General features: G+C 72.8%; 24 protein-coding genes and 1 riboswitch. Of the genes, 13 read left to right on the top strand and 11 right to left on the bottom strand.

Annotation, left to right across the window (positions count from 1 at the left end; all coding sequences use genetic code 11):
• Positions 1 to 103 precede the first annotated feature (103 nt).
• Both ACWD5O_RS14865 and ACWD5O_RS14860 read left to right on the top strand, forming a co-directional pair.
• The gene (locus ACWD5O_RS14865; RefSeq protein WP_354962227.1) at positions 104 to 661 is read left to right on the top strand and encodes a hypothetical protein; all 558 of its coding nucleotides are present in this window, start codon (positions 104 to 106) and stop codon (positions 659 to 661) included.
• A 198-nt stretch (positions 662 to 859) separates the two neighbouring features.
• Positions 860 to 1,252, top strand: a complete 393-nt coding sequence (locus ACWD5O_RS14860) for an FKBP-type peptidyl-prolyl cis-trans isomerase (protein WP_354962228.1) — start codon at positions 860 to 862, stop codon at positions 1,250 to 1,252.
• Positions 1,253 to 1,314: 62 nt separating this feature from the next.
• Here ACWD5O_RS14860 and ACWD5O_RS14855 read toward each other — a convergent pair whose 3' ends face one another.
• Entirely contained in the window at positions 1,315 to 1,701 is a 387-nt protein-coding gene (locus ACWD5O_RS14855) for an STAS domain-containing protein (RefSeq protein ID WP_354962229.1), read from the bottom strand.
• Positions 1,702 to 1,975: 274 nt separating this feature from the next.
• On the opposite strand from ACWD5O_RS14855, the gene ACWD5O_RS14850 reads away from it, so the two are divergent.
• Positions 1,976 to 2,992 (top strand): SMP-30/gluconolactonase/LRE family protein, encoded by a 1,017-nt coding sequence (locus ACWD5O_RS14850; protein WP_450085610.1) that lies wholly within the window; start codon positions 1,976 to 1,978, stop codon positions 2,990 to 2,992.
• Positions 2,993 to 3,115: 123 nt separating this feature from the next.
• Here the strand turns inward: ACWD5O_RS14850 and ACWD5O_RS14845 are convergent, their stop codons facing one another.
• Positions 3,116 to 4,375 carry an Ig-like domain-containing protein gene (locus tag ACWD5O_RS14845; protein WP_450085609.1) on the bottom strand — a complete coding sequence of 420 codons (1,260 nt, stop codon included), beginning with the start codon at positions 4,373 to 4,375 and terminating at the stop codon, positions 3,116 to 3,118.
• 647 nt (positions 4,376 to 5,022) lie between these two features.
• Here ACWD5O_RS14845 and ACWD5O_RS14840 point away from each other — a divergent pair.
• Both ACWD5O_RS14840 and ACWD5O_RS14835 read left to right on the top strand, forming a co-directional pair.
• Positions 5,023 to 5,979, top strand: a complete 957-nt coding sequence (locus ACWD5O_RS14840) for a sugar phosphate isomerase/epimerase family protein (RefSeq protein ID WP_450085608.1) — start codon at positions 5,023 to 5,025, stop codon at positions 5,977 to 5,979.
• Between the two features lie 23 nt (positions 5,980 to 6,002).
• Positions 6,003 to 8,105 (top strand): PQQ-dependent sugar dehydrogenase, encoded by a 2,103-nt coding sequence (locus ACWD5O_RS14835; protein ID WP_450085607.1) that lies wholly within the window; start codon positions 6,003 to 6,005, stop codon positions 8,103 to 8,105.
• Positions 8,106 to 8,151: 46 nt separating this feature from the next.
• Here ACWD5O_RS14835 and ACWD5O_RS14830 read toward each other — a convergent pair whose 3' ends face one another.
• The 4 genes from ACWD5O_RS14830 to pdhA form a co-directional block, all read right to left on the bottom strand.
• Entirely contained in the window at positions 8,152 to 9,828 is a 1,677-nt protein-coding gene (locus tag ACWD5O_RS14830) for a right-handed parallel beta-helix repeat-containing protein (RefSeq protein WP_354962234.1), read from the bottom strand.
• A 127-nt stretch (positions 9,829 to 9,955) separates the two neighbouring features.
• Positions 9,956 to 11,341 (bottom strand): dihydrolipoamide acetyltransferase family protein, encoded by a 1,386-nt coding sequence (locus ACWD5O_RS14825; RefSeq protein WP_450085606.1) that lies wholly within the window; start codon positions 11,339 to 11,341, stop codon positions 9,956 to 9,958.
• Positions 11,338 to 12,354 carry an alpha-ketoacid dehydrogenase subunit beta gene (locus tag ACWD5O_RS14820; RefSeq protein WP_450085707.1) on the bottom strand — a complete coding sequence of 339 codons (1,017 nt, stop codon included), beginning with the start codon at positions 12,352 to 12,354 and terminating at the stop codon, positions 11,338 to 11,340. The genes ACWD5O_RS14825 and ACWD5O_RS14820 overlap by 4 nt, the downstream gene beginning before the upstream one ends.
• Positions 12,351 to 13,517 (bottom strand): pyruvate dehydrogenase (acetyl-transferring) E1 component subunit alpha, encoded by a 1,167-nt coding sequence (pdhA, locus tag ACWD5O_RS14815; RefSeq protein WP_450085605.1) that lies wholly within the window; start codon positions 13,515 to 13,517, stop codon positions 12,351 to 12,353. Before pdhA ends, ACWD5O_RS14820 begins: the two co-directional genes overlap by 4 nt.
• Positions 13,518 to 13,695: 178 nt before the next feature.
• Here pdhA and ACWD5O_RS14810 point away from each other — a divergent pair, with 178 nt between their 5' ends.
• Positions 13,696 to 14,130 carry an Lrp/AsnC family transcriptional regulator gene (locus tag ACWD5O_RS14810; protein WP_450085706.1) on the top strand — a complete coding sequence of 145 codons (435 nt, stop codon included), beginning with the start codon at positions 13,696 to 13,698 and terminating at the stop codon, positions 14,128 to 14,130.
• Positions 14,131 to 14,182: 52 nt separating this feature from the next.
• On the opposite strand, the gene ACWD5O_RS14805 is transcribed toward ACWD5O_RS14810, so the two are convergent.
• The 3 genes from ACWD5O_RS14805 to ACWD5O_RS14795 form a co-directional block, all read right to left on the bottom strand.
• On the bottom strand, positions 14,183 to 15,154 hold the full coding sequence (locus tag ACWD5O_RS14805) for a DNA polymerase domain-containing protein (protein ID WP_450085604.1): 972 nt from the start codon (positions 15,152 to 15,154) through the stop codon (positions 14,183 to 14,185).
• A 96-nt stretch (positions 15,155 to 15,250) separates the two neighbouring features.
• A complete protein-coding gene (locus ACWD5O_RS14800; RefSeq protein ID WP_354962239.1) occupies positions 15,251 to 15,577 on the bottom strand; it encodes a hypothetical protein in 327 nt (108 codons plus the stop codon).
• 212 nt (positions 15,578 to 15,789) lie between these two features.
• Entirely contained in the window at positions 15,790 to 16,020 is a 231-nt protein-coding gene (locus ACWD5O_RS14795; protein WP_450085705.1) for a hypothetical protein, read from the bottom strand.
• Between the two features lie 142 nt (positions 16,021 to 16,162).
• On the opposite strand from ACWD5O_RS14795, the gene ACWD5O_RS14790 reads away from it, so the two are divergent.
• The 5 genes from ACWD5O_RS14790 to ACWD5O_RS14770 all read left to right on the top strand — a co-directional run bounded on the left by ACWD5O_RS14790 (position 16,163) and on the right by ACWD5O_RS14770 (position 21,616).
• Positions 16,163 to 16,894: a histidine phosphatase family protein gene (locus tag ACWD5O_RS14790; protein ID WP_450085603.1), complete on the top strand. Its 732-nt coding sequence runs from the start codon at positions 16,163 to 16,165 to the stop codon at positions 16,892 to 16,894.
• On the top strand, positions 16,878 to 17,747 hold the full coding sequence (locus ACWD5O_RS14785; RefSeq protein ID WP_450085602.1) for an NAD(P)H-hydrate dehydratase: 870 nt from the start codon (positions 16,878 to 16,880) through the stop codon (positions 17,745 to 17,747). The genes ACWD5O_RS14790 and ACWD5O_RS14785 overlap by 17 nt, the downstream gene beginning before the upstream one ends.
• Positions 17,748 to 17,892: 145 nt before the next feature.
• Entirely contained in the window at positions 17,893 to 19,365 is a 1,473-nt protein-coding gene (locus ACWD5O_RS14780) for a S8 family peptidase (RefSeq protein ID WP_450085601.1), read from the top strand.
• Between the two features lie 130 nt (positions 19,366 to 19,495).
• Complete coding sequence (locus ACWD5O_RS14775) at positions 19,496 to 19,996, top strand: hemerythrin domain-containing protein (protein WP_450085600.1); 501 nt, start codon at positions 19,496 to 19,498, stop codon at positions 19,994 to 19,996.
• A gap of 75 nt (positions 19,997 to 20,071) precedes the next feature.
• A riboswitch (ZMP/ZTP riboswitch) is annotated at positions 20,072 to 20,161 on the top strand.
• 18 nt (positions 20,162 to 20,179) lie between these two features.
• Positions 20,180 to 21,616: a glycine hydroxymethyltransferase gene (locus ACWD5O_RS14770; protein WP_450085599.1), complete on the top strand. Its 1,437-nt coding sequence runs from the start codon at positions 20,180 to 20,182 to the stop codon at positions 21,614 to 21,616.
• A gap of 179 nt (positions 21,617 to 21,795) precedes the next feature.
• On the opposite strand, the gene ACWD5O_RS14765 is transcribed toward ACWD5O_RS14770, so the two are convergent.
• Entirely contained in the window at positions 21,796 to 22,056 is a 261-nt protein-coding gene (locus ACWD5O_RS14765) for a hypothetical protein (protein ID WP_089020799.1), read from the bottom strand.
• A 263-nt stretch (positions 22,057 to 22,319) separates the two neighbouring features.
• On the opposite strand from ACWD5O_RS14765, the gene ACWD5O_RS14760 reads away from it, so the two are divergent.
• Both ACWD5O_RS14760 and ACWD5O_RS14755 read left to right on the top strand, forming a co-directional pair.
• On the top strand, positions 22,320 to 23,243 hold the full coding sequence (locus tag ACWD5O_RS14760; RefSeq protein WP_450085598.1) for an aminoglycoside phosphotransferase family protein: 924 nt from the start codon (positions 22,320 to 22,322) through the stop codon (positions 23,241 to 23,243).
• Between the two features lie 19 nt (positions 23,244 to 23,262).
• On the top strand, positions 23,263 to 23,667 hold the full coding sequence (locus ACWD5O_RS14755) for an MmcQ/YjbR family DNA-binding protein (protein WP_450085597.1): 405 nt from the start codon (positions 23,263 to 23,265) through the stop codon (positions 23,665 to 23,667).
• Here ACWD5O_RS14755 and ACWD5O_RS14750 read toward each other — a convergent pair.
• Complete coding sequence (locus ACWD5O_RS14750) at positions 23,664 to 24,077, bottom strand: hypothetical protein (RefSeq protein ID WP_354962246.1); 414 nt, start codon at positions 24,075 to 24,077, stop codon at positions 23,664 to 23,666. The two genes, ACWD5O_RS14755 and ACWD5O_RS14750, sit on opposite strands and share 4 nt — an antisense overlap.
• Between the last annotated feature and the right edge of the window lie 332 nt (positions 24,078 to 24,409).

Raw genomic sequence — 24,409 nt, 5'->3', positions numbered from 1 at the left:
AGGTCCCGAGCGGTTGCGGGTCCGTCGGCCCTGCCGGCGACGGCACGACCGGCGTCCAATGGAGATGCCACCGGGGAAGCGCGGTGCGAAGCAGAGAAGGGACGTGGAGACCATGGCCGCGACGATCGAGCGGATCAGCGCCGAGACCACCGCTCCGACGGCGGGCACCCCCCGCGAGAGCGCCGTCCGGTACATCCTGGCCGGCATCCGGCTGGCGCTCGGCTGGATCTTCCTCTGGGCGTTCGTCGACAAGCTGTTCGGCCTCGGGTTGGCCACCGAGTCGAAGAACGCCTGGATCAACGGAGGCAGCCCGACCAAGGGTTTCCTCACCTTCGGGGTCGCCGGTCCCTTCAAGGACGTCTACGCCGGGATCGCCGGGGCCGCCTGGGCGGACTGGCTGTTCATGGCCGGCCTCGCGGGGATCGGCGTCGCCCTGCTGCTCGGCATCGGCATGCGGGTCGCCGCCGTGGCCGGCGGGCTCCTCCTGGTGCTGATGTGGACCGCCGTCCTGCCTCCGGAGAACAACCCCTTCATTGACGACCACCTGATCTACGCCGCGGTGCTGGCGGTGCTGGCGCTGGTCAACGCCGGTGACACCTGGGGCCTCGGCCGGGTCTGGGCGCGGCAGCCGATCGTCCGGCGGATGCGCTGGCTCCGCTGATCCACACCGCACCATCCCCACGGCGGGCGTCACCACCGGTGACGCCCGCCGAGTCGTGCGGTCCGCCCGGCACCCGATGGATCATGGATCCGCCGGGTGTCGCCACGCCGTTGGCGGGTCCGCCGCACATCGGTGGGGTGCGATCCGGCAGGATCGACGGTGACCGGACACATCACCCAAATGGCAGGAGTTCCACGCATGAACCAGGCAGCAGGCGCCCGATCGGGCAAGCCCGAGGTGGGTCCGATCGAGGGTGCGCCGCCGGCCGACCTCGTGATCGAGGACGTCACCGTGGGCGAGGGCCCGCAGGCCCAGCCGGGCCAGCTGGCCAGCGTGCACTACGTCGGCGTGTCGCACTCCACCGGTGGCGAGTTCGACTCGTCCTGGAACCGGGGCGAGGCGTTCGAGTTCCCGCTCGGCGGCGGCCAGGTCATCGCCGGCTGGGACCAGGGCGTTGTCGGCATGCGCGTCGGCGGCCGGCGCCGCCTCACCATCCCGCCACACCTGGGGTACGGCGACCGCGGCGCGGCCGGCGCCATCAAGCCGGGCGAGACGCTGGTCTTCGTCGTCGACCTGCTCGGCGTGCGCTGATCGGTCCTTCAGGGGGTCGCCGGTTCGGCCGGCGGCCCCCGCCGCCGGGCGGAGGGCGATGGTCAGGCGGCCAGCACCAGGTGCGCGGCCTCGACCTCCGGGCGACGCGCGGCCTCGACCACTCGGGCCGGCTCCAGGATCGGCATCACCCGGTGCAGGGCGGTGGCGCGCAGCACCCGGGCCACCACCGGGGTCGGATCGACCAGGACCAGCTGGCCGCCACGGGCCCGGACCCGCAGATGCGCGGCGAGCAGCGCGCGCACCCCCGCGGCGGAGAGCAGTCGCAGCTCGGACAGGTCCAGCTGGAGCACCGGGCGGGCCGGTGCGGCCCACAGGGCGGAGCGGAACGCGGCCACCGTGGCGATGTCGACCTCGCCGGTCACCCGCACCAGGACCACCTGATCACCCACGCTGACCTGCACGTCGAACCGGTCGCTGCCCTCACCCATGCCCAGAAATCTAGCCCCCACCCCCGACAGTTTCGCCCCTCCACGGAGTGATTCCGGGTACGTCCAGGGTCAGACCCCGAGGCCACCCCGATCCCCCTTACGGCGGAGGCCAGGGGTCCCCCCGGCCCCGCGCCCGACACGACGGGCAACATCGGCCTCGCCGCTCGACGCACGCGCCGACCACCGGGAGCCGGACGCCGTCTGCTCGACCTCCCCCGCGCCGCGCCGCGGTGGTGAGCCGGCCCGGCCGGCATCGGCGGTGGAGAATGGACCGATGCTGATCCCCCGGCCCCGGCCACCCCGGCTCATCCGGCCCGTCCGCGAGCAGGCCACCGTCCCTCCCCCGCTCACCGGGGCCTGGGCGGCCACCGACCGCCGGCTCGACCAGGTCGACCTCCTGCCCCTGCCCGACGGTGCCGTCGGTCCGGAGGACGTGCTGGTCGACCCGACCGGCCGGGTGATCAGTGGGGACGAGGACGGCCGACTCTGGTGGTGGCCGGCCGACGCGCCGCCCGGCGCCCGACCCCGCCTGCTGGCCGAGACCGGCGGCCGGCCGCTCGGCATCGAGCTGGACCGGTCCGGTGCGGCGCTGATCGTCTGCGACGCGTACCGGGGGTTGCTGCGGGTCACGCCCGACGGAGCGGTACGCGAGCTGACCGGCACCGCGCCCCCGGTGCACCTGGCCAACAACGCGACGGTGGCCCGCGACGGCACCATCTTCTTCACCGACTCCTCCGACCGGTTCCCGGTCTCACACTGGAAGCGGGACCTGCTGGAGCACCGCCCCAACGGCCGGGTGCTCGCGCACGACCCGGCCAGCGGGCGCACCGAGGTCGTGGCCGAGGGGCTGTACTTCCCCAACGGCATCGCACTGACCCCCGACGAGTCGGCGCTGATGCTGGTGGAGACCACCACCCACCGGCTGCTCCGCGTCGAGCTGGGCGGCGGGGTGCGGGTGCTCGCCGACCTGCCCGCCTATCCGGACAATCTCTCCGCGGTGGGCGACGGAACGTACTGGATCGCGCTGCCCAGCCCGCGGGTGCCGATCGCCGAGCGGCTGCTGCCGCACCCGCGACTGCGCCAGCTCGCCGCCCTGCTGCCCGATGCGATGCAGCCGCAGCCGCGCCGCTACGGGCTGGTCGCGCTGGTCGACGGCGCGGGCACGGTCCGCCGGACGCTGCACGGCCCGACCGGGCACTACTGGATGATCACCGGGGTACGCCAGCACGGCGACCAGCTCTGGCTGGGCAGCCTGATCGGGCCCGGGGTGGCACGGGTACCGCTGGCCTGAACGCCCGGGCCGGCATCGTCCCCGGTGCCGGCACCCGCCGGCGACGTGTCCCCGGGGTTCCCGCACCGGGTCCGGGTCGGCCCGCCGCAATGGCGGGCCGACCCGGGGGCCGTCGGCGGTGTGTCAGCGGCCGCTGACCGAGGGCGCGGGTGCGGGTGACCCGCCGGCCACCGCTCCCGGGTGCGCCGGGGGCACTGGCGCCGGCCGCAGCCCGGGCGGCACCGGCAGGGCGCTGCCCCGGACGAACTCGTCCCAGCTCACGTTCCACGCCGTCCAGCCGTTGCCGGCCTGCAACTGCACCTCGGTGCCCTTCACTGTGACCAGGTCACCGACCTGGGTCACTCCCATCAACCAGTCCGCCGCGGTGGCGGCGACGTTCGTGCACCCGTGCGAGACGTTGGTGCTGCCCTGGTCGCCCTCCGACCAGGGGGCCGAGTGGATGAACTCGCCGCCCCAGGTGAGTCGCTGGGCGTCATCGACGTCGACCACGTAGCCGCCGTCCGGCTCACCCCGGGTGTCGAACGTGGTCCGCTCGTGCTTCTCCATGATCACCATCTTGCCGCTCGAGGTGGGTGTACTCGCCTTGCCCAGGCTGACCGGGATCCGGCGGACCTGCTTGCCGTCGCGCAACACGGTCATCTGCTTGGTGTCGTTGTCGATCTCCAGCGCGACCTGCCGTCCGATCTTCGAGGTCGCGGTCCGCTCGGCGTCGCCGACCCGGTCCTTGCCGATCGGCAGGCCCTGCAGACCGGCCCGGACGCTGATCGTCGTCCCCGGACGCCAGAAATCGGGCGCCCGGTAATAGGCCTGAGTCCCGTCCTCCAGCCACGACCAGGCACCGGGCTGCGGCGGATTGGTCTTCACGAACAACCGTCGCTGCACGTCTGCTCTGGCCTCTTTCGGAATTCCCGGGTCGAACGCCACGGTTACCGGCATCGCCGTGCCGTACGTCCGGTTGCCGACGAAATAGAGCGTGCTGGTGATCTGCGGTTTGGTGGATTTGGCCATCGTGCTGAACGTGGTGGTTCGGGTCGTCGTGGCGCCCGAGTCGCCGGTCGCGGTCACCTCGGCGGTGTACGTCCGCTTCGGTTGCAACGGCGCGCTCGGCACCCAGCCGGAGCCGTCCTCACGGGGCTCGGCCGCGATCTGCTTCCCCTTGTCGTCCGTGAGCCGCACACCGGTGACCCGTCCGCCCTTGACCACGGTGCCCACTTCGGCGCTGACCGGCACCTCCCGCGCCTTGTCGCCCGGCGTCACCGTGAGGTCCGGCGGAGCGGCGTGCCGCTTGCCCGACGCGTCCCGATCCGCGGTGCACCCTCCCACAACCAGTGGTACGGCTGCGATGGTTACCGCCAACAGCGTCAATCGCCGCCTCAACGTCATGTTTCAGTCCCCCCATTTTCGGCTTCCCTCCGCCATATTCTCGCCGCCTCGATCGGCGTGCCCATCCCATTCGGAAATAATCGGCGGCCCATTTATCGGCGCATTTTCCGGCGCTGAGCCAATTGGCGAAACAAAGGCATGACCGGCCCGGTCTGAGCGACACCGACCGACTCCGGCCGACCCGACCCGGGTCGTCCCGTCCGACCCCGACCACCACGATCTTGCACGTTCTGCCATCGTTGCGCGGGCTTTCGTCCCTGACCCGACGGGCAGGGATCCGGCCGTACGGCACCCGACTGCGCCGGGGTGGCGTCGGCGCAGGGAGGACGAGGTCAGGGCAGGTGACGCATCACGAGGATGGGCTTTTGTCGCCTGGAGCGCAACTTCTGCTGATCGAGACGAAGCTTTGCCTTCGTCCGGAGGCAAGGGTAAGGTCGCGAATCAGATAGAAGGTTGCCCATTCGTCGATCGCCTCGCCGCCACCCGCCGGGTCGCCGTGTTCTGCTCCCGACAGGTCCGGGCCGCACCCGCGCGCCGTCCGTCATCGTCCCGCCGGATCCCCGATCCGGCCGGTTCGGCGCGCCCGGAGGCGGCAGCCGGTCGACCTCCGCCGACGGCGTGCCAGCCGTCAGGAAGGGACCACCACCATGGATCAACAGACCAACGGACCGGAGTCGGCACCGGCCTCCGAGCCGGTCAGCCGGCGGGGCCTGCTCCGCGCCGCGACCGTCTCCGCCGCCGCCCTCGGCACCGCCGGCCTGCTCGCCGGCCCGGCCGCCGCCACGCCGGCCGGACATACCCACGGTCGGCGCCGGGTGCCGGTGGACCGGATCAGCATCCAGCTCTACACGGTGCGCGACCAACTCGCCGCCGACCTGCCCGGCACCCTGACCGCACTGCGGCGGATCGGCTACCGGCGAGTGGAGCACGCCGGCTTCGTCGGGCGTACCGCGGCGCAGTTCCGGGCCGCGCTGGACGAGGCGGGGCTGCGGTCCACCTCCGGGCACACCGGCATCCCGCAGCCGTTCGACGCCGCCACCTGGGAACGCGCCCTCGCGGACGCGAACATCCTGGGCTGCAAGAAGATCGTCCACCCGTACTTCGGTCGCGACGCAGAGGGGCGCCCGATCCGGGACCCCGCCGTCTACCGTGCCCTCGCCCGGGATCTGAACCAGGCCGGCCGGCTCGCCGAGCGCGCCGGGCTGGACTTCGGCTACCACAACCACCAACTGGAGTTCGTGCCGCTGACCGACGGGTCGACCGGCTTCGACATCCTCACCCGGCAGACGGACCCGCGACTGGTCCACTTCGAACTCGACCTCTACTGGACCTGGCGGGGCGCACACGACCCGGTCGACGTGATCCGGGCCAACCGCGGCCGGATCCGCCAGGTGCACGTCAAGGACCTCGACGTCGAGGGTGGCTTCGCCGACCTCGGCGACGGCGTCATCGACTTCGGACGGATCTTCGCCCACGAACGGGAGGCGGGCATCGAGGAGTACATCGTGGAACGCGACGACGCGGGCACCCCGCCGCGCGCGCCCGCCGACGCCCTGGACACCGCCCGGGTCGGCTTCGACTATCTCGCCTCACTCCGGTACTGACGACCACCTCGGGGGACGACCTGATGAACAGGACCGCATTCGTGTCCGCCCTGCTGCTGGTGACGGCCGGCCTGGCCGCGCCACCGGCGGCCGCCGCGCCCGCGCCGGCCGCGGCGCCACCGGACAGCAGCTTCCAGAAGGTGACACTGAACGACTTCCCGGGCGAGCCGATGAGCCTCGCCGTCCTGCCCGACCTGCGGGTGCTGCACACCTCCCGCACCGGCGAGGTCCGCATCCACGACCCGCGCACCGGGCTGAACACCCTCGCCGCCGACATCCCGGTGTACGAGCACGATGAGGAGGGGCTGCAGGGGGTCGCCATCGACCCGAACTTCGCCCAGAACAAATGGGTCTACCTCTACTACTCGCCGCCGCTGAACACCCCGGTGGACGACCCGGCCACCCCCGACGTCAACGAGGGGGACGCGCCGCTGGTCGGCACCGAGGCGGACTGGCAGCGGTTCCGGGGGGCACTGCGGCTGTCCCGGTTCAAGCTGGACGGGATGAAGCTGAACCTCGGCACCGAGCAGCAGATCATCGACGTGCCCACCGACCGGGGCATCTGCTGCCACGTCGGCGGTCAGATCGACTTCGACAGCAAGGGCAACCTGTACCTGTCGACCGGTGACGACACGAACCCGTTCTTCTCCGACGGTTACATCCCGATCGACGAGCGGGCCGACCGGAACCCGGCGTTCGACGCCCAGCGCACCTCGGCCAACACGAACGACCTGCGCGGCAAGCTGCTGCGCATCCGGGTGCAACCCGGCGGCGGCTACAAGGTGCCGGCCGGCAACCTGTTCAAGCCGGGTACGGCACAGACCCGCCCGGAGATCTACGCGATGGGGCTGCGCAACGCGTTCCGGTTCGCCGTCGACCGGCGCACCGATGACGTCTACCTGGGCGACTACTCCCCGGACGCGTCCTCGTCCAACCCGGGGCGCGGGCCCGCCGGGCACGGCCGGTGGATGCTCATCGACAAGCCGGCGAACTACGGCTGGCCGTACTGCGTGACACCGGACATCGCGTACCGCGACTACGACTTCGCCACCGGCGAGTCCGGTTCGACGTTCAACTGCAAGCGCCCGGTCAACGACTCACCCCACAACACCGGGAAGCGGCAGCTGCCGCCGGTCGAGCAGCCACAGGTCTGGTACCCGTCCGCCGCCGCCGGGGAGTTCCCGCAGCTGGGCACCGGCGGCATCGGCCCGATGGGCGGCCCGGCGTACGACTACGACGGAACCAGCACCTCGCGGACCCGGTGGCCGGCCTACTACGACGGTGTGCCGCTGTTCTACGAGTGGACCCGGGACTACATCAAGGAGTTCCGCCTCGACTCCGACGGCGACGTGAAGGACATCCGGCCGGTGGTGCCGTCGCTGGTGGTGGACAACCCGATGGACATGGAGTTCGGCCCGGACGGCGCGCTCTACGTGCTGGAGTACGGCGACGGCTACTTCGCCGAGAACCCGGACGCCCAGCTGTCCCGGATCGACTTCGTCCGGGGCAACCGGACGCCGATCCCGAAGATCAGCGCGGACCCGACCGCCGGTCAGGCGCCGCTGACCGTGACCTTCTCCAGCGCGGGCACCACCGACCCGGACGGTGACGCGCTGCGTTACGCGTGGGACTTCAACGCGGACGGCTCGGTGGACAGCACCGAGGCGAATCCGGCCTGGACCTTCCAGGAGAACGGCGCGTACACCCCCACGCTGAAGGTCACCGACCGCACCGGACGCTCCGCCGCGGCGACCCTGCCGCTGCTGGTCGGGCCGCGCGCGCCGATCGTCGAGTTCGTCGCCCCGCTGGCCGGGCAACCCTTCCAGTTCGGGCAAACGGTCGCGTACCAGGTGAAGGTCACCGATGACCTGCCGGTGGACTGCTCCCGGGTGAAGGTCACCTACGTCCTCGGCCATGACGAGCACGGGCACCCGCTCTCCTCGGCGACGGGGTGCTCCGGCACCATCGCCACCTTCGTCGACGGTGGGCACGGCGGTGCTGACAACCTCACCGCAGTCTTCGTGGCGGAGTACACCGACGCGCCGACCGAGCCGGGCGTACCGCCGCAGACCGGCACGGCGACGGTCGTGCTGGATCCCGACCCGGTGGCCGGTCTGGCCGGCTGACCGGTCCTGACGACGGCGGCGGCCGGTGCACTCCGGCCGCCGCCGCTCAGCCCCAGTCGCTGTCGTCGTGGTTGTCGCGCCAGCGGCCGCCCACCGGCGGGGTGTCCAGCCGCAGCCCCTCGTCGGCGTTGCCGCCGAGGTCGTTCCCCTCGACCCGGCAGTCGACGCAGCTGCCCCGCTCGGTGATCCACAACCCGTTGGTCTGGGTCCGGCTCTCACGGTTGTCCCAGATCCGGTTGCCCCGGATCGTCGCCGAATCGCACGCCGCGTCGATGGTGATGCCGGCCCGCCGCGCGGGCGCCGGGGACAGCTCGTACCGGCAGCCCGGCGGCGGGATGTCCCCGCTCCATGCGCTCAAGGCGTCGGGGCGGACCGGGGCGAGGGTGAGCTCGTCGCCGGTGTTCGAGGCGACCAGCGCCACGGATCGTCCGACCCGCAGCACCTTGCCCCGGTGCCCGTCGTGCGGCCAGTCGGCCGCCCGGTCCACCAGGGACCGCTCGCTGTAGCGGACCGTCTCGCCAGCACCGCCGGCCGCCTGCGCGAACTGCCGGCCGTTGTTGCGGATCCGGTTGTTGAGCAGTACCGCGTCGACCATCGGATGGTCGACCCGGACCGCGTCCAGTCCATTGCCCCAGAACTCGTTGCTCTCGATCACCACGTCCCGTGCCGGGCCCTGGTAACCGCGCCCGAGGTCGTGCCCGTGGTAGCCGTTCCGGCCGTTGTCGCTGATCCGGTTGCCCCGGATGGTGTAGGGGCCAGAGGTGTTGCCGATGCTGATCCCGTCGCCGATGTTGCCGTCGATGACGCAGTCGGTGAGCAGCCCACCCCGACCGGCCACGCCCGCGGTGCCCTCGGCCGAGACGTCGAAGCCGGCCTCCAGGTTGTCGGCCATCGTGCACGCGGAGACGATCAGCCCGTCCGCGCCCCAGTCGGAGATGCCGAACCGGTTGCCCTGACTGTGGCAGCCGATGATGCGGTACCCCCGGGGCGGGGACCAGTAGTCCTTCTGGAGTTCCAGGAAGATCCCGTTGGTGCCGTTGGCCAGGGTGGTGGAGTTGACGATGGTCAGCCGTTCCACCGCGCCCCAGCCGCCGATGCCCACGCCGATTCCCGCGCCGCCGATCTGCTCGCCGTTGTCCAGCCGGCCACAGCCGACCACCACCACACCGTCGATCAGGCTGTCCTGCAGGAAGTCGCACCCCAGCCCGGTGGCCGCGGTGTGGTGGATGTAGAGGTTGCGGAAGACACCGCGCACCACGTACTGGAGGCCGAGGCCCTTGGCCAGGTAGTTGTACTCGGCCATCGCCACCCCGGAGCCGTCGATCTCGAAGTCGGCGAAGGTGCAGTCGGCGATGTGCCGGTCCCGGCCCGCGCCGTGCTGCAGGACGGTCCAGTACGCCAACGGGGTCGGGTCGACCCGGTTGCACTCGTTGCTGAGCAGGAACCGGGTCGCCGCCGGCCCGGCCCCGACCAGCGAGACGCCGCTGCGCCACACCGTGCCGGCGTCCCGGATCGAGTAGATGCCCGGTGGGCAGTAGATGACGCGGGCCCGCCCGTCCGCCGCGTAGCCGTCGCCGAGCCGGTCCACGAGGGCAGCCAGCGCCGGCTGGTCGTTGGTTCGGCCGTCGCCGCACAGCCCGTACTCCCGCGCGTCGCAGTGCAGCGGCGCGCCGGCCGAGGCGGGCCGTCGCTCCCGGAACGCGTTGGGTACCTGGTACGCCACGAACCGGCTCCCTTCGACGCGGCGGTGCACTCCGCGGGGCCGACTTCCCGGTGACACGTTGGGGAAACCCCGGGCGTGCGCCGGCCCCGGCGCCGCACGGGCAGCGCCGGGGCCGGGGTACGCCGGGTCAGACGGCGGCGATCAGCAGCGCCGGCCGCTCCACGCAGTCGGCGACGTGCCGCAGGAAGCCACCGGCCACCCCACCGTCGCAGACCCGGTGGTCGAAGGTGAGGCTGAGCTGGGTCACCTTGCGCACGGCGAGCTGCCCGTCCACCACCCACGGCTTGTCCACGATCCGCCCCACGCCGAGCAGTGCCGCCTCGGGATGGTTGATGATCGGCGTGGAGCCGTCCACGCCGAACACCCCGTAGTTGTTCAGGGTGAAGGTGCCACCGGTCAGCCGGGCCGGCGCCAGGGTGCCCGCCCGCGCCGCCGCGGTGGTGGCCGCGAGTTCCGCGGCCAGCTCGGCGGTGGTGAGCCGCTGGGCGTCGCGCAGCACCGGCACCAGAAGGCCCCGGTCGGTCTGCGCGGCGATGCCCAGGTGCACCCCGGCGGACTGGACGATCCGCTGGGCCTCGGTGTCGACCCGGGCGTTGAGCTGCGGGAACCTGCGCAGCCCGGAGAGGCAGATCCGGGCCAGCAGGGCCAGGATGCTCACCGGCGCGTCCGGCGTCGCCGCGTTGATCGCGGCCCGGGTCTCCAGCAGCCCGGTGGCGTCCACGTCGACCCAGATGGTCACCTCGGGGATCTCCCGCCGGCTGCGGGAGAGCTTGTCGGCGATCGCCTTGCGGACGCCGGTGAGCGGGACGATCACATCGCCGTCGCCGCCCGGGATCACCGTCGCGTGCGGGTCCGGCACGGCCGCCAGCCGGGGGGCGGGCGCGGCCAGCGCCGCCTCCACGTCCGCGCGACGGATCACCCCGCCGGGCCCGGTGCCCCGCACCGTGCCCAGGTCGATCCCGCGCTCGCGGGCCAGCCGCCGGACGATCGGTGAGATGACCAGGGCGGCCGGGGCGGTCGTGCCGGCCGGGGCGCCGCCGGAGGACGCCTCGGTGCGGCCCGCCGGGCTGCCCGCGGCGGCCGGACCGGAGACATCGCCGGACGCGACGTCGGTGGGCTCGGGGGCCAGCGCCAGCCGGGGTCGGCGTCGGCGTCGGGTCGTCCCGCCGTGCCCGGTGCCGTACCCGATCAGCACGTTGCCGGAACCCGCGCGCTCCTCCTCGCGGTAGGTGGCGTGCCCGGCCGGCTCGGCACCGCCGTCCAGGGGCGCGATAGTGATCAACGGCTGGCCGACCGGACGGACCTCACCCGCCGCGCCGTGCAGGGTGACCACCCGCCCGGCGTACGGGCAGGGCACGTCGACGACCGCCTTGGCGGTCTCCACCTCGACCACGCTCTGGTCGACCGTGACCACGTCGCCGACCGCGACCCGCCACTCGACGATCTCCGCCTCGCTCAGCCCCTCGCCCAGGTCGGGCAGGAGGAAGACCTGCGTCCGCTCGACCGTGGTCATGCCGCGCTGCCCTGCATCGACCAGCGCGGGTCCGGCTGGTCGTCCCACTGCAACCGGGCCACCGCGTCGAGCACCCGGTCCACCCCGGGCAGGTGGGTGTGCTCCAGCATCGGCGCCGGGTACGGGATGTCCAGCCCGGCCACCCGCAGCACCGGGGCGTGCAGCGCGTGGAAGCAGCGCTCCTGCACCCGGGCGGCGATCTCCGCGCCGACGCTGGCGAACCCGGGCGCCTCCTGGATCACCACGCACCGGCCGGTGCGCCGGACGGAGGCGGTGATCGTGGCGTCGTCGAACGGCACGATGGTGCGCACGTCCACCACCTCCAGGTCCCAGCCCTCCTCGCGGGCGGCGTCGGCGGCCTCCAGCGCGACCGGCACCGCCGGCCCGTACGCCACCAGGGTGGCGTCGCGCCCGGGCCGGCGCACGACCGCCCGGCCGAACGGTTCGGTACGCGCCGGCAGCTCCGCGTCGGCGCTGGCGAAGTAGAGCTTCTTGGGCTCCATGAAGACCACCGGGTCCGGGTCCTCGATCGCCTCCCGCAACAGGGAGTACGCGTCCTGCACGGTCGCCGGGGTGACGACCTTCAGACCCGGGGTGTGCGCGTAGTACGCCTCGGACGAGTCGCAGTGGTGCTCCACCCCGCCGATCCCGCCGGCGTACGGCACCCGGATGACGATCGGCACGCTCAGCGCGCCCCTGGTGCGGTTGCGCAGCTTCGCCACGTGCGAGGCGATCTGCTCGAAGGCCGGGTACGCGAACGCGTCGAACTGCATCTCGACCACCGGCCGCAACCCGGACATGGCCAGGCCGACGGCGAAGCCGACGATGCCGGCCTCGGCGAGGGGGGTGTCGAAGCAGCGCTTCTCGCCGAACCGGGCCTGCAGGCCGTCGGTGATCCGGAAGACGCCGCCGAGCTGGCCGACGTCCTCACCGAAGACGACCACCCGCTCGTCGGCGGCGAGGGCGTCGGCGAGCGCGGTGTTGAGGGCCTTCGCCATGGTGGTGGCCATCAGGCGTCACCCTCCTCGTCGTGCGCGGCGGCCAGCTCGGCGCGGACCTGCTCGCGCTGCTCCAGCAGCTGCGGGGTGGGCTCGGCGTAGACGTGGTCGAAGAGGCTCAGCGGGTCGACCGCGGGCTGCTCGTTCATCCGGGTCCGCAGGTCCGCCGCGTACGCCTCGGCCTGCTCGGCGATCTCGGCGACCGCCGCGTCGTCGAGCACCCCGCGCGAGCGCAGGTAGGTCTCCAGCCGGGTGACCGGGTCCCGGTCCCGCCAGGCGTCGACCTCGGCGCCGTCACGGTAGCGGGTCGCGTCGTCGGCGTTGGTGTGCGGCTCCATCCGGTAGGTGTGCGCCTCGACGAGGAACGGCCCCTTGCCGGCGCGGGCGTGCTCCACCGCGCGGGTGAGCACGGCGAGCACCGCGACCGGGTCGTTGCCGTCGACCTGCTCGCTGGGCACGCCGTAACCGACGCCCTTGTAGGCCAGCGACGGCGCCGCGGTCTGCCGGGACAGCGGGACGCTGATCGCGTACCGGTTGTTCTGGACGAAGTAGACCACCGGCGCCTTGAACACGGCGGCGAAGTTGATCCCCTCGTGGAAGTCACCCTCGCTGGTCGCGCCGTCGCCGATGAAGGCCAGCGCCACCGTGTCGCGCCCCTGGTACGCCTCGCCGTGCGCCAGCCCGGCGGCGTGCACGCACTGGGTGGCGAGTGGCGTGCACTGCGGTGCGGTCCGCATCGCGGCCGGGTCGTAGCCGCAGTGCCAGTCGCCGCGCAGCAGGGTGAGCACCTCGACCGGGTCGATGCCCCGGGCGACCAGTGCCATCGACTCGCGGTAGGTGGGGAACACCCAGTCGGTGTCCCGGACCGCGAGCACCGCGGCGACCTGGCACGCCTCCTGTCCCCGGGAGGACGGGTAGACGGCGAGCCGGCCCTGCTTGGTCAGCGCCGTCGCCTGGGTGTCGAACCGGCGGCCGAGCACCATCCGGCGGTACAGCTCACGCAGCGCCTCGACGGGCGGCTCCGGGTAGTCGGTGCGGGCGGGCAGCGGGGTGCCGCTCGGGTCGAGCAGGCGGACGGGCTCGGCGTCGGGCAGCAGCGGGCGCGCCGGGTCGGGCGGGGTGGCCGCCCGACGGGTGCGCGGGGATGCCCTGCGGACCGCCTGGGGAGTGGTCGTCACGGCGGAACCTCCTGGGACGTGTGGTGGGCCTATGCTTCCGCCTGTCGGATGATTGACTCAAGATCCAGGTCGAAGGCGGGACGGTTGGCATGAGAAGGGCGCATCAGTGAGCCAGGAGGCCACCGACGGGGTGGGCCGGGCGACCGGATCGGGACGATCGGCCCGACCCCTGGACGAGGTGGACCGGCGGATCCTCGGCGAGCTGGTCCGTGACGGGCGGACCTCGGTGCGCACCCTCGCCGAGCGGATCCACATCTCCCGCACCAACGCGTACGCCCGGGTGGAGCGGCTGCTCCGCGACGGAGTGATCACCGGGTTCCGGGCCCAGGTGGCGCCCGTGGCGGCCGGCCTGGGCACCTCGGCGTACATCGCGCTGACGATCGAGCAGAACACCTGGCGGGAGGTTTCCGCGGAGCTGGCTCAGGTGCGCTACATCGAGCACGCCGCGCTGCTCGGCGGCGACCACGACGTGCTCGCGCTGGTCCGCGCACCGGACAACGCCGCGCTGCGGGACGTCGTGCTGGGCCGGGTGCAGAGCATCCCGGGGGTGCTGTCCACCCGCACCTGGCTGGTCTTCGAGGAGTTCGACGGGGCGGGCAGCCCCTGGGCGTGAGGTGCAAGGAAGGGTCCCCTATTAACGCCTGGCGTTAATAGGGGACCCTTCCTTACCGCTCCGGCGGGGCCTCCAGCCCCTCCCGGTCGGCCAGCTCCAGCAGTGGCTCCAGCGAGTGCCGGTCGCCGTCCAGGCCGGCGTGTGGGTCACCCCGCTCCGCGAACCGGGCCGGCACGGAGAGCACGTCGAAGTCCTCCGGGCGGGCGTCGTCCAGCTCCGCCCAGTCCAGCGGCGCCGACACCAGAGCCTGCGGCGTGGGCCGGATCGAGTACGCCGACGTCACGGTGTGGTCCCGGGCCATCTGGTTGTAGTCGACGAAGACCGGCTTGTCCCGCTGCTCGCGCCACCAGGTGGTGGTGACCAGCTCCGGCAGGCGACGCTGCATCTCCCGGCCCAGCGCGAGCACCGCCCGCCGGCACTCGCCGAAGCTCCACCGCGGCTCGATCGACAGGTAGACGTGCAGGCCCCGGCCTCCGGTGGTCTTCGGGTAACCGGTCATGCCCAGCTCGGCGAGGAACGCCCGCACCTCGTGGGCCACCGGCACGACCTGCGCGAACTCGACGCCGGGCATCGGGTCGAGATCGATGCGCAGCTGGTCGGGGCGCTCCACGTCGGCGGCGGTCACCGGCCACGGATGAAAGCGCAGCGTCCCCAGGTTGGCCGCCCAGATCACCACGGCCAGCTCGCTCGGCGCGACCTCGTCGGCGGTACGGCCACTGGGGAAGGTGATGTGCGCGGTGCGCACCCACTCGGGCGCGCCCGCTGGCAGCCGCTTCTGGTAGAACGCGTCACCCCGGTTGGTCTGCCGGGTGGCGATTGTCGCGCCCTCGAAGACGCCACGCGGCCAGCGTTCCAGCATGGTCGGCCGGTCCCGCAGCGCCCGCAGGATGCCGTCGCCCACCGCCAGGAAGTAGCGGACCACGTCCAGCTTGGTCAGCCCGCGCTCGGGGAAGTACGGCTTGTCGGGGCTGGAGACGCGGACCAGCCGCTCCCCCACCTGGATCTCCTCCGCCGCCGTGGCCACGCCCACGAGGGTACGACGCCGGCGGGCTCCTCGCGGTCATCGACCGGAGACGAGCAGGGCGCGACGCGGACCGATCTGCCCGGCCCGCGGGCCCGGTCAGGTGACCAGGAGGACGCCGACCAGGATCAGCGGCAACCCGACGAACAGGAAGATGCCGACGCCGGTGAGCACCCGCCCGCCCCCGGCCTCCTCGCGCTCCGGCGCGAGCCCGAAGGTGGCACGCGGGCCGAGCATGCCGATCCGGCTCAGCGTCAGGTCGCCGGTCACTCCGAACAGCGCGCCCACCACCATCAGCGCGATCCCCAGTCGGCCGGTGTAGTCACCCCCGTCGACCGCCACCCAGACCGCTGCGGCGGCCCCGACCAGAACAGCGGCGATCAGGAACAGCAGCAGCGCTTCGCGCAGACCCCGGACGACCGTCATCGTCGATTCCACCCCTCCGTCTCGGGGCGGCCCGGCCGTCCCGGACGGACATTGTTCCCCATCGACCTCCTGCGGCGCTGTCCCGAACCGGACCGGACCGCGCGGCATCGAGGGGATCGCCTGGACGTGGGTCGATGTGCCGTCGGGGGTCAGCGCGGCGGATGCCGGTCATCGACCGGCATCCGCCCGCGCCCGGGCGACATTCGCCGCGGTCAGCGCTTCTCCTGCTGCATCCGGGACATCAGCATCTGCTTGCCCTGCTCACCCGCCTTGCGGCTGTTGTCCTGGATCAGGCGGAACCAGTTGGCCAGTTCACTGTCGCCATGCTGCTCGGCGTCGGCGATGTACGTGTCCATCCGGTACACGTTCTCCAGTGACATCTGCAACGCCCGGATCAGGTCGTAGTTCTTGTCCTTCACCGGGCTGATCTGCTCTTTGACCATCGTCGCCACGGCGCACCTCCCCTGTCGGCTCGCGGTGAAGCCCACGCTTACCCGACCGAGTGGCGTTCACGCCCGACCCCCGACCCCCGACCTGCGCCGGTGGCGCGGTTACCCGGCAGCCGGGCCGGGTAGGGGGTGCCGCATGGCCGAACTGGCAACCTTGTGGATCATCCGACATGGCGAGAGCACCGCGAACGTGGCGGCAAGCGAGGCCGAGTCCTCCGGTGCCGACCTGATCGGGCTCACCCACCGGGACGCCGACGTGCCGCTCTCCCCCACCGGCGAGGACCAGGCCCGGGCCACCGGCCGCTGGCTGGCCGGGCTGCCCGCGGACCGGCGCCCGGGCGTGGCGGTGGTCTCGCCGTACCTGCGCGCGGTCTCCACCGCCGAACTGGCACTGCACGGCACCGGGGTGCCGCTCAGCCGGGACGAGCGGCTGCGCGACCGGGAGCTGGGCATCCTCGACGGGCTGACCGGGCACGGGGTGCGCCGGCGGTTCCCGGACGAGGCCGACCGCCGCGCCCGGCTGGGCAAGTTCTACTACCGGCCGCCCGGCGGGGAATCCTGGACCGACGTGGCGCTGCGGCTGCGGACGCTCCTCGGCGACCTGCGCCGGGACCATGCCGACCAGCGGGTGCTGCTCTTCGGCCACGACGCGCTGGTCTTCCTGCTGCGCTACCTGGTGGAGGGGTTGACCGAGCCGGAGCTGATGGCGCTGACCGGCGAACACGTCATCGCCAACTGCTCGATCACCCACTGGTCGGTCGACACCGACGGCCGGCTGGCGCTGGCCGGGTTCAACGAGGTGGGCCACCTACGCCGGCAGGGCGCCCAGCCGACCAGGGAGGACGAGATCCATGCCGAGCCGGTCTGAGGTGAAGGTGATCACGCCGGGGCTGCTGCGGAACTGGGAGCTGCCGATCCCGACCGGCGGCAAGGAGAGCCGGGGCACCGTGCTGGTGGTCGGCGGCTCCCGTTTCACCCCCGGGGCGGTGCTGCTCGCCGGGGTCGCCGCGTTGCGCGCCGGCGCGGGGGTTCTCCAGCTCACCGCCGCCGAGTCCACCGCTGCCACGCTGAGCGTCCAGGTGCCCGAGGCGCTGGTGATCGGGCTGCCGGAGACCCCGACCGGCGCGGTCGCCGCGGACCGGGACGGCCAGCTCGGCGAGTTGATCGGTCATGCCGACGTGGTGGCCCTCGGGCCGGGGCTGAAGGGGATCGACGAGACGCGCGAGCTGCTGCGCCTGGTCCTGGACGCGGCGGGGCCGCGCACCCCGCTGGTGCTCGACGCGTACGCCCTGGGCGCACTCAGCCACGAGCCGGGCCTGCTGGTCGGCTCGGGGCGACCGGCGGTGCTGACCCCGAACGTCACCGAGGCCGGGCACCTGCTCGGCCGCGACCCGGGCGACGACCTGGACGCCGAGGCGGCCGAGCTGGCCGTCCGGTACGAGGCGGTCGTCTCGCTCTACGGCCACGTGGCCACCCCGGACGGGCGGCGCTGGCGCGAGGAGAGCGGCGACGCCGGGCTGGGCACCTCGGGCAGCGGGGACGTGCTCGCCGGGCTACTGGCCGGGCTACTCTCCCGGGGCGCCGAGCCGGCCCAGGCCGCCTGCTGGGCGTCGTTCGCGCACGCGGTGAGCGGCCAGCGGCTGATCCCCCGGTACGGCCGGATCGGCTTCCTGGCCCGGGAACTGCTCGACGAGATCCCCCGCACGCTGGCCACGGTCTGACACCTTTCGTCCCACCTGCCGGGGTGTGTGTAACGCCACACCGACCGTCCGCGCTCGACTACCAGAGACGGGCATCCCGCCCGCCCTCGGCCGGTCACTCCCCGCCCGGGAGCGCACCGGTTGGTCCCCGCTCCTGGGAGTCCGCGTGAAAAACCTCCGCAACAAGACACTGGCCGCCGCGTCCGCGGTGACGCTCGGGGTCGGTCTCGCCGTCACCGGCGCACTGGCGCCGGCCACGGCCGCCGGCCCGGACACGACGTTCCTGGTTCTCGCCCCGCAGGGCGCGGCGAACGACAGGGCCGCTGCCCGGGTGGCCGCCGCCAAGGGCACCGTGATGGCCAGCTACGAGCAGATCGGTGTGCTCGTCGCCCGCTCCAGCAACCCCGACTTCGCCACCGAGGTGGCGGGAGCCGGGGTCGAGTCGGTGGCCGCGACCACCGGGCTCGGCACCGCTCTCGACGAGGGCGAGACCGTGGAGGTCTCCGCCGCCGACCTCGCCAGCGCCACCGGTGACCCGACCGCCGAGCCCCTGTTCGGCCAGCAGTGGGACATGCCGATGATCGGCGTCCCGCAGGCCCACGCCGTCACCACCGGAAGCGCGGACGTAGTGGTGGGCGTGCTGGACAGCGGCATCTCCTCCAGTCACCCCGACCTGGCCAGCCAGATCGCCAAGGACAAGAGCACGTCCTGCCTTGGCGGCGTCGTCGACACCACCGAGGCGGCCTGGAACCCGACCACATCCGATCACGGCACCCACGTGGCGGGCACCATCGCCGCCGCCATCAACGGCGTCGGCGTCACCGGCGTCGCCCCAGGCGTCAAGGTGGCCGCCGTCAAGGTGGTCAACAACGACGGCTTCATCTACCCCGAGGCGGCGGTCTGCGGCTTCCTCTGGGCCGCCGAGCACGGCATGAAGGTCACGAACAACAGCTACTACATCGACCCGTGGGAGTTCAACTGCCGCAACGACGCGCGCCAGCGACCGGTGTGGCAGGCCGTGCAGCGTGCCATCCGCTATTCGCACAGCAAGGGCGTGCTCAACGTCGCGTCCGCGGGCAACTCCAACGTCGATCTGGCCCACAAGACGGTCGACGCGGGCAGCCCGAACAACGGGACGCCCGAGGTGCGCGACATCAACAGCGCCTGCCTCGACCTGCCGGCCGAGGCGCCGGGCGTGGTGACCGTCTCGGCGGTGGGCCCGACCGGGGAAAAGAGCTACTACTCCTCGTACGGCCAGGGTGTCGTGGACGTCACCGCTCCGGGTGGTGACACCCGGTTCCGCACCCAGGGTGCCCGGTCGACGCTGACCGACGGCATCCTGTCCACCACCTTCAACACGGCGACGCGGACCAACGGCTGGGGCTACAAGCAGGGCACCTCGATGTCCGGCCCGCACGTCGCCGGCGTCGCGGCGCTGGCGGCCTCGGCCCACCCGGACATGTCCCCGGGCCAGCTGGCGTCGTTCCTGGAGCGCACGGCTCGGGCGCAGAGCTGCCCCGCGGGTGTCTACAACCCGGTCCCGCTGCTGGGTGCCGTCTACGACGCGACCTGCTCCGGCGGGGCGCGGAACGGCTTCTACGGCGCGGGCATGGTGAGCGCGTACGGCGTGGTCCGCTGACCAACGGTACGACCAGTGTGGGGCCCGGCGCTTCGGCGCCGGGCCCCACCCGTTCGGGGTAACCCTGTTTCCGCAGTTCATCCCTCGGGTACGGGATCGACACCAGACGAGATCCAGGGAGGTCATGCCGGTGTCGACCGATGCCATCGTCCTGCTCAAAGAGGACCACAAGGAGATGCGCCGCCTGTTCAAGGCCTTCCAGGATGCCGAGGAGGGGCCGGCGAGCCAGCGGCAGAAGCTGGTGGGCCAGATCCTGGAGGCTCTGACGGTGCACACCTACCTGGAGAACGAGGTGATGTACCCGGAGATCCGCCGGCTCCTGCCCGACCTGGAGGACGACATCCTCGAGTCGTACGAGGAGCACCACGTCGCCGACCTGCTCTGCTTCGAGCTGGCCAGCATGGACGCCGACGACGAGCGCTTCAACCCCAAGACGACGGTGCTGATCGAGAACGTGACGCACCACGTCGAGGAGGAGGAGCAGGAGTGGTTCCCCAAGGTGCGCGAGCAGCTCGGCCGTAAGCAGCTCCAGGAGATCGGCGAGAAGATGATCGCGCTGCGCGCGGACGCGCCGCGTTCGCCCGGCGAGCCGAAGGCGATCAAGAAGGCGATCGATGCCGTGACCGCCTGAGCGGTGCTCGACCAACCACCCCGGCGGTCGCGTCCGGAGGTCGGCCGGGCGGGCCCGGGCCGGCCCGGTAGGATCGGCGCGGGCCGTTACTGGCGCGTGGGGATGGAGAACCATCGGGGAGCGGCCCCGTCACGAGGACGTTTGCCGAGCGCCTGGGCCTTCCGCACGTCTGTAGGAGGTCGCATGTCGCGCAACGCCGAGTCCACCGCATTCCGGAGTGCCCTTGAGGTGATCCGGGCTGTCGAGCCGCGGGTGGCCGACGCCATCGGCGCCGAGCTGACCGATCAGCGGGAGTCTCTCAAGCTCATCGCCAGCGAGAACTACGCCTCCCCGGCGACCCTGCTCGCGATGGGCAACTGGTTCAGCGACAAGTACGCCGAGGGCACCGTCGGGCGCCGCTTCTACGCCGGTTGCCAGAACGTCGACACCGTCGAGGCGCTCGCCGCCGAGCACGCCCGCGAGCTGTTCGGCGCGGCGCACGCCTACGTGCAGCCGCACTCGGGCATCGACGCCAACCTGGTCGCGTTCTGGGCGGTGCTGGCCGACCGGGTGGAGTCCCCCGCGCTGAAGAAGGCGCAGGTGCGTCAGGTCAACGACCTCACCGAGGCCGACTGGTTCGCGCTGCGCCGCGAGCTGGGCAACCAGCGGATGCTCGGCATGTCGCTGGACGCCGGCGGCCACCTCACCCACGGCTTCCGGCCGAACATCTCCGGCAAGATGTTCGACCAGCGCAGCTACGGCACCGACCCGGCGACCGGCCTGATCGACTACGACCGGGTGGCCGAGGCGGCCCGCGAGTTCAAGCCGCTGATCCTGGTCGGCGGCTACTCGGCGTACCCCCGGAAGGTGAACTTCCGGATCCTGCGGGAGATCGCCGACTCGGTCGGCGCCACCTTCATGGTCGACATGGCGCACTTCGCGGGCCTGGTGGCGGGCAAGGTGTTCACCGGCGACTTCGACCCGGTGCCGCACGCGCACATCGTCACCACCACCACGCACAAGTCGCTGCGCGGCCCGCGTGGCGGCATGGTGCTCTGCCAGCCCGAGCTGGCCGACCAGGTGGACCGGGGCTGCCCGATGGTGCTCGGTGGCCCGCTGCCGCACGTGATGGCCGCCAAGGCGGTCGCCCTCGCGGAGGCCCGCCGCCCCGACTTCGCCGACTACGCCGAGCGGATCGTGGACAACGCGCAGGCCCTCGCGGAGGGGCTGCTGCGCCGGGGCGCGAAGCTGGTCACCGGCGGCACCGACAACCACCTGGTGCTGATCGACGTGTCCGGCTACGGGCTCACCGGCCGGCAGGCCGAGCAGGCGCTGCTGGACTCGGGCATCGTCACCAACCGCAACTCGGTCCCGCACGACCCGAACGGCGCGTGGTACACCTCGGGCATCCGGGTCGGCACCCCGGCTCTGACCACCCGGGGCCTGGGCACCGCGGAAATGGACCAGACCGCGGAGCTGATGCACACGGTGCTCACCCAGACCACGGCCGGCGCCAACGCCGACGGCACCCCCTCGAAGGCCAAGTACACCCTCGACCCGGCCCTCGCCGACAAGATCGCCCGCCAGGCCACCGAGCTGCTGGCCCCCCACCCGCTCTACCCCGCCATCGACCTGGCCTGACGCTCAGGCTGGTCGCCGCGCCGGGCCGCCTCGATCACGGTGGGTAACGCCGTCGGTGGCGCTCGCTCGGACGAGTGCGATACCTCTGAGTCATCGATATGACTTAGAGGTATCGCACTCGCGGAACCGACCTGGCCGACACCGGCCGGCCCCGCACCGGTCCGGCGGGCGGGCGCGCCTCAGGCTAGGGGGCGCTTGAGGTGGTAGCGGTGAACCTCGGTGCTGCCCTGGACGTTGTTCACGTCCTCGGCGGCGGAGACCAGTTCCCAGCCCTCCCGGCCGACCCGATTGAGGTGGGCGATGGCGGTGTCACCGAAGGCGGTGATGTCCCTGCGCGACCCGTCCGGCGCGTACCAGACGAACGAGACGTGAAAATTGCGGCCCTGTCCCTGATAGCGGCGGACGAGCAGGGCGTACTCCCAGGCAACCATGCGGCCCATTATGACCGCCGCCGGCTGCCAGCGCGCAGCTCGGCGGGCGGCCGACCAGCACCTCGGCTGCGCCCAACGCGAGCGCCCGCACCAAGACGTCCACTGTTACCACCACCGTCCGGCAACCCGCCGCGACGACCCGGTCCAGCAGGTCGCGGACCAGTGCCCGCCCACGTCGATGATGGGCTTCGCAACCCGCACCCGCCACCGACCCCAGCCGTCCGGCGTAAAGTCGGTTGCGGACCTAGTCCGGTCCCCGCAGGCTCGGGCGGATGAACGCACAGGACCTCCCCGACGTACCCGACACCGACGACGCCGTGGCCGGCCGGATCGACGAGGCACTGGTCCGCCGCCTGGTCGCCGACCAGTTCCCGCACTGGGCCGAGCTGCCGGTACGCGCGGTGGAGGTCGACGGCTGGGACAACCGCACCTTCCACCTGGGCGACGCGATGACCGTGCGGCTGCCCAGCGGCGAGGGGTACGCCCTCCAGGTCGCCAAGGAACAGCGCTGGCTGCCGGTGCTCGGCGAACGGCTGCGACTGGAGGTGCCCACCCCCCTGGCCCACGGTCGGGCGGGCGCCGGCTACCCGTACCCGTGGTCGGTCTACCGATGGATCGACGGACGGACCGCCCGGCCCGAGCGGATCGACGACCTGACCCGATTCGCCACCGACCTCGCCGGCTTCCTGCGCGCCCTACGGCGCGTCGACGCCACGGGCGGCCCCACCGCCGGCCGGCACAGCGCCTGGCGGGGCGCGCCGCTGTCCACCTACGACGCCGAAACCCGGGCCGCGATCGAAACGCACCGTGACCAGCTACCCGTCGCCGCCGTCAACGACATCTGGCAGGCCGCCCTCGACGCCACGTGGGCCGGGCCGCCGGTCTGGTTCCACGGCGACGTCGCGGCCGGCAACCTGCTGGTCCGCGACGGCCGGCTGGCCGCCGTCATCGACTTCGGCTGCTGTGGTGTCGGCGATCCCGCCTGCGACACCGTGATCGCCTGGACGCTGCTGCACGGCCCGAGCAGGGCCGCCTTCCACGACGCGCTCGACGTCGACGCGGCCACCTGGGCTCGCGGGCGCGGCTGGGCGCTGTGGAAGGCGCTGATCACCCTGGACAATCCGGAGCCGGCCAAGGCGGCCGAAGCCCGACACGTGCTCGGCCACCTGCTCGCCGAGCACACCGTGGCCCGCTGACCCCCCGTACGGTGTGGACATGGCAAGCTGGGAGGACGCCCGCCGGATCGCGCTCGCACTGCCCGGGACCACCGAGCGGGCCTCGTACGACGGGCTGCCCGCCTGGCGGGTGCGGGACAAGGCGTTCGTCTGGGAGAGGCCGCTGCGGCGGGCCGACCTGGCCGCCCTCGGCACCGCCGCGCCCGACGGGCCGATCCTCGGCGTCCGGGTGCCCGACCTCGGCGTCAAGGAGGCCCTGCTCGCCGACGACCCGTCGGTCTACTTCACCACCCCGCACTTCGAGGGCTACCCGGCGGTGCTGGTCCGGCTCGACCGGATCGGCGTGCCCGAGCTGACCGAGGTGATCACCGAGGCGTGGTACGCCCGCGCCCCCAAGCGGCTCGCCTCCGCCCACCGCGCCCAGCAGGAGCCGGCCGGCGGCTAGCTCGGCGGGGTGCGGCAGATGCACGCGATCGTCTTCGACCTGGACGGCACGCTGATCGCCTCCACGTCAGCGGCCGGCCAGGGCCGGGGTGGCGTGTTCGGTGCCGCAGCGCGGGCAGCGCAGCTGGACCTCGGCGGCCCCGGGCGCCCGTAGCCGCTGACCGCAACCGCAGGTGAACACCGGCCGGGCCGCCCGCAGGTACTCGTGAAGGCCAGCAGGGACAGCACGAAGACCGCCCGCACCCCGCCAGGCGCCCAGCGGGCCACGCCGTACCCGCCGCAGCGCGGGCAGTTCGGCGTGGCGCGGTGCGGCACGGACCGCAGCGCCTTCGGTGCGAGCCACTCGACCAGTCGCTTGAGGATCTCCTCGACCATCTTGGTCGCCATGGTCTGGAGGAACGAGCTGAGCACTGACGCCACCTCCGGCCCGCATCGCCACGACTCCGGCCCACCGCAATCGTGACCGGCCGGCGCCATCAACCCGCCCCAGCGCGCCGACGCCGCCGCACGGGCGACATCAATCCGACGGTGCGAGCCACACCCGGCCGGGGAGTTCGTCGCGCGTTCGTCTCGTGGCCGTGCGGGCGTCGGCTGGGGCGGCTAGCGTCGGCCGTCGTCCCCCCGCTCCGGGCCCGGGCGGCCGGCCCGGCGGGGGGCGCGGGGGCGGGGCACCCCCGGCCCCCCCCGAGCGGGGCCGGGGACAGGGCGGCCCCCCGAACGGCCCGCCCAACCCCACCCCAGGC

The sequence above is a fragment of the Micromonospora sp. NPDC005161 genome, from assembly GCF_053599855.1.
This window is presented reverse-complemented; position numbering and strand designations above follow the sequence as displayed.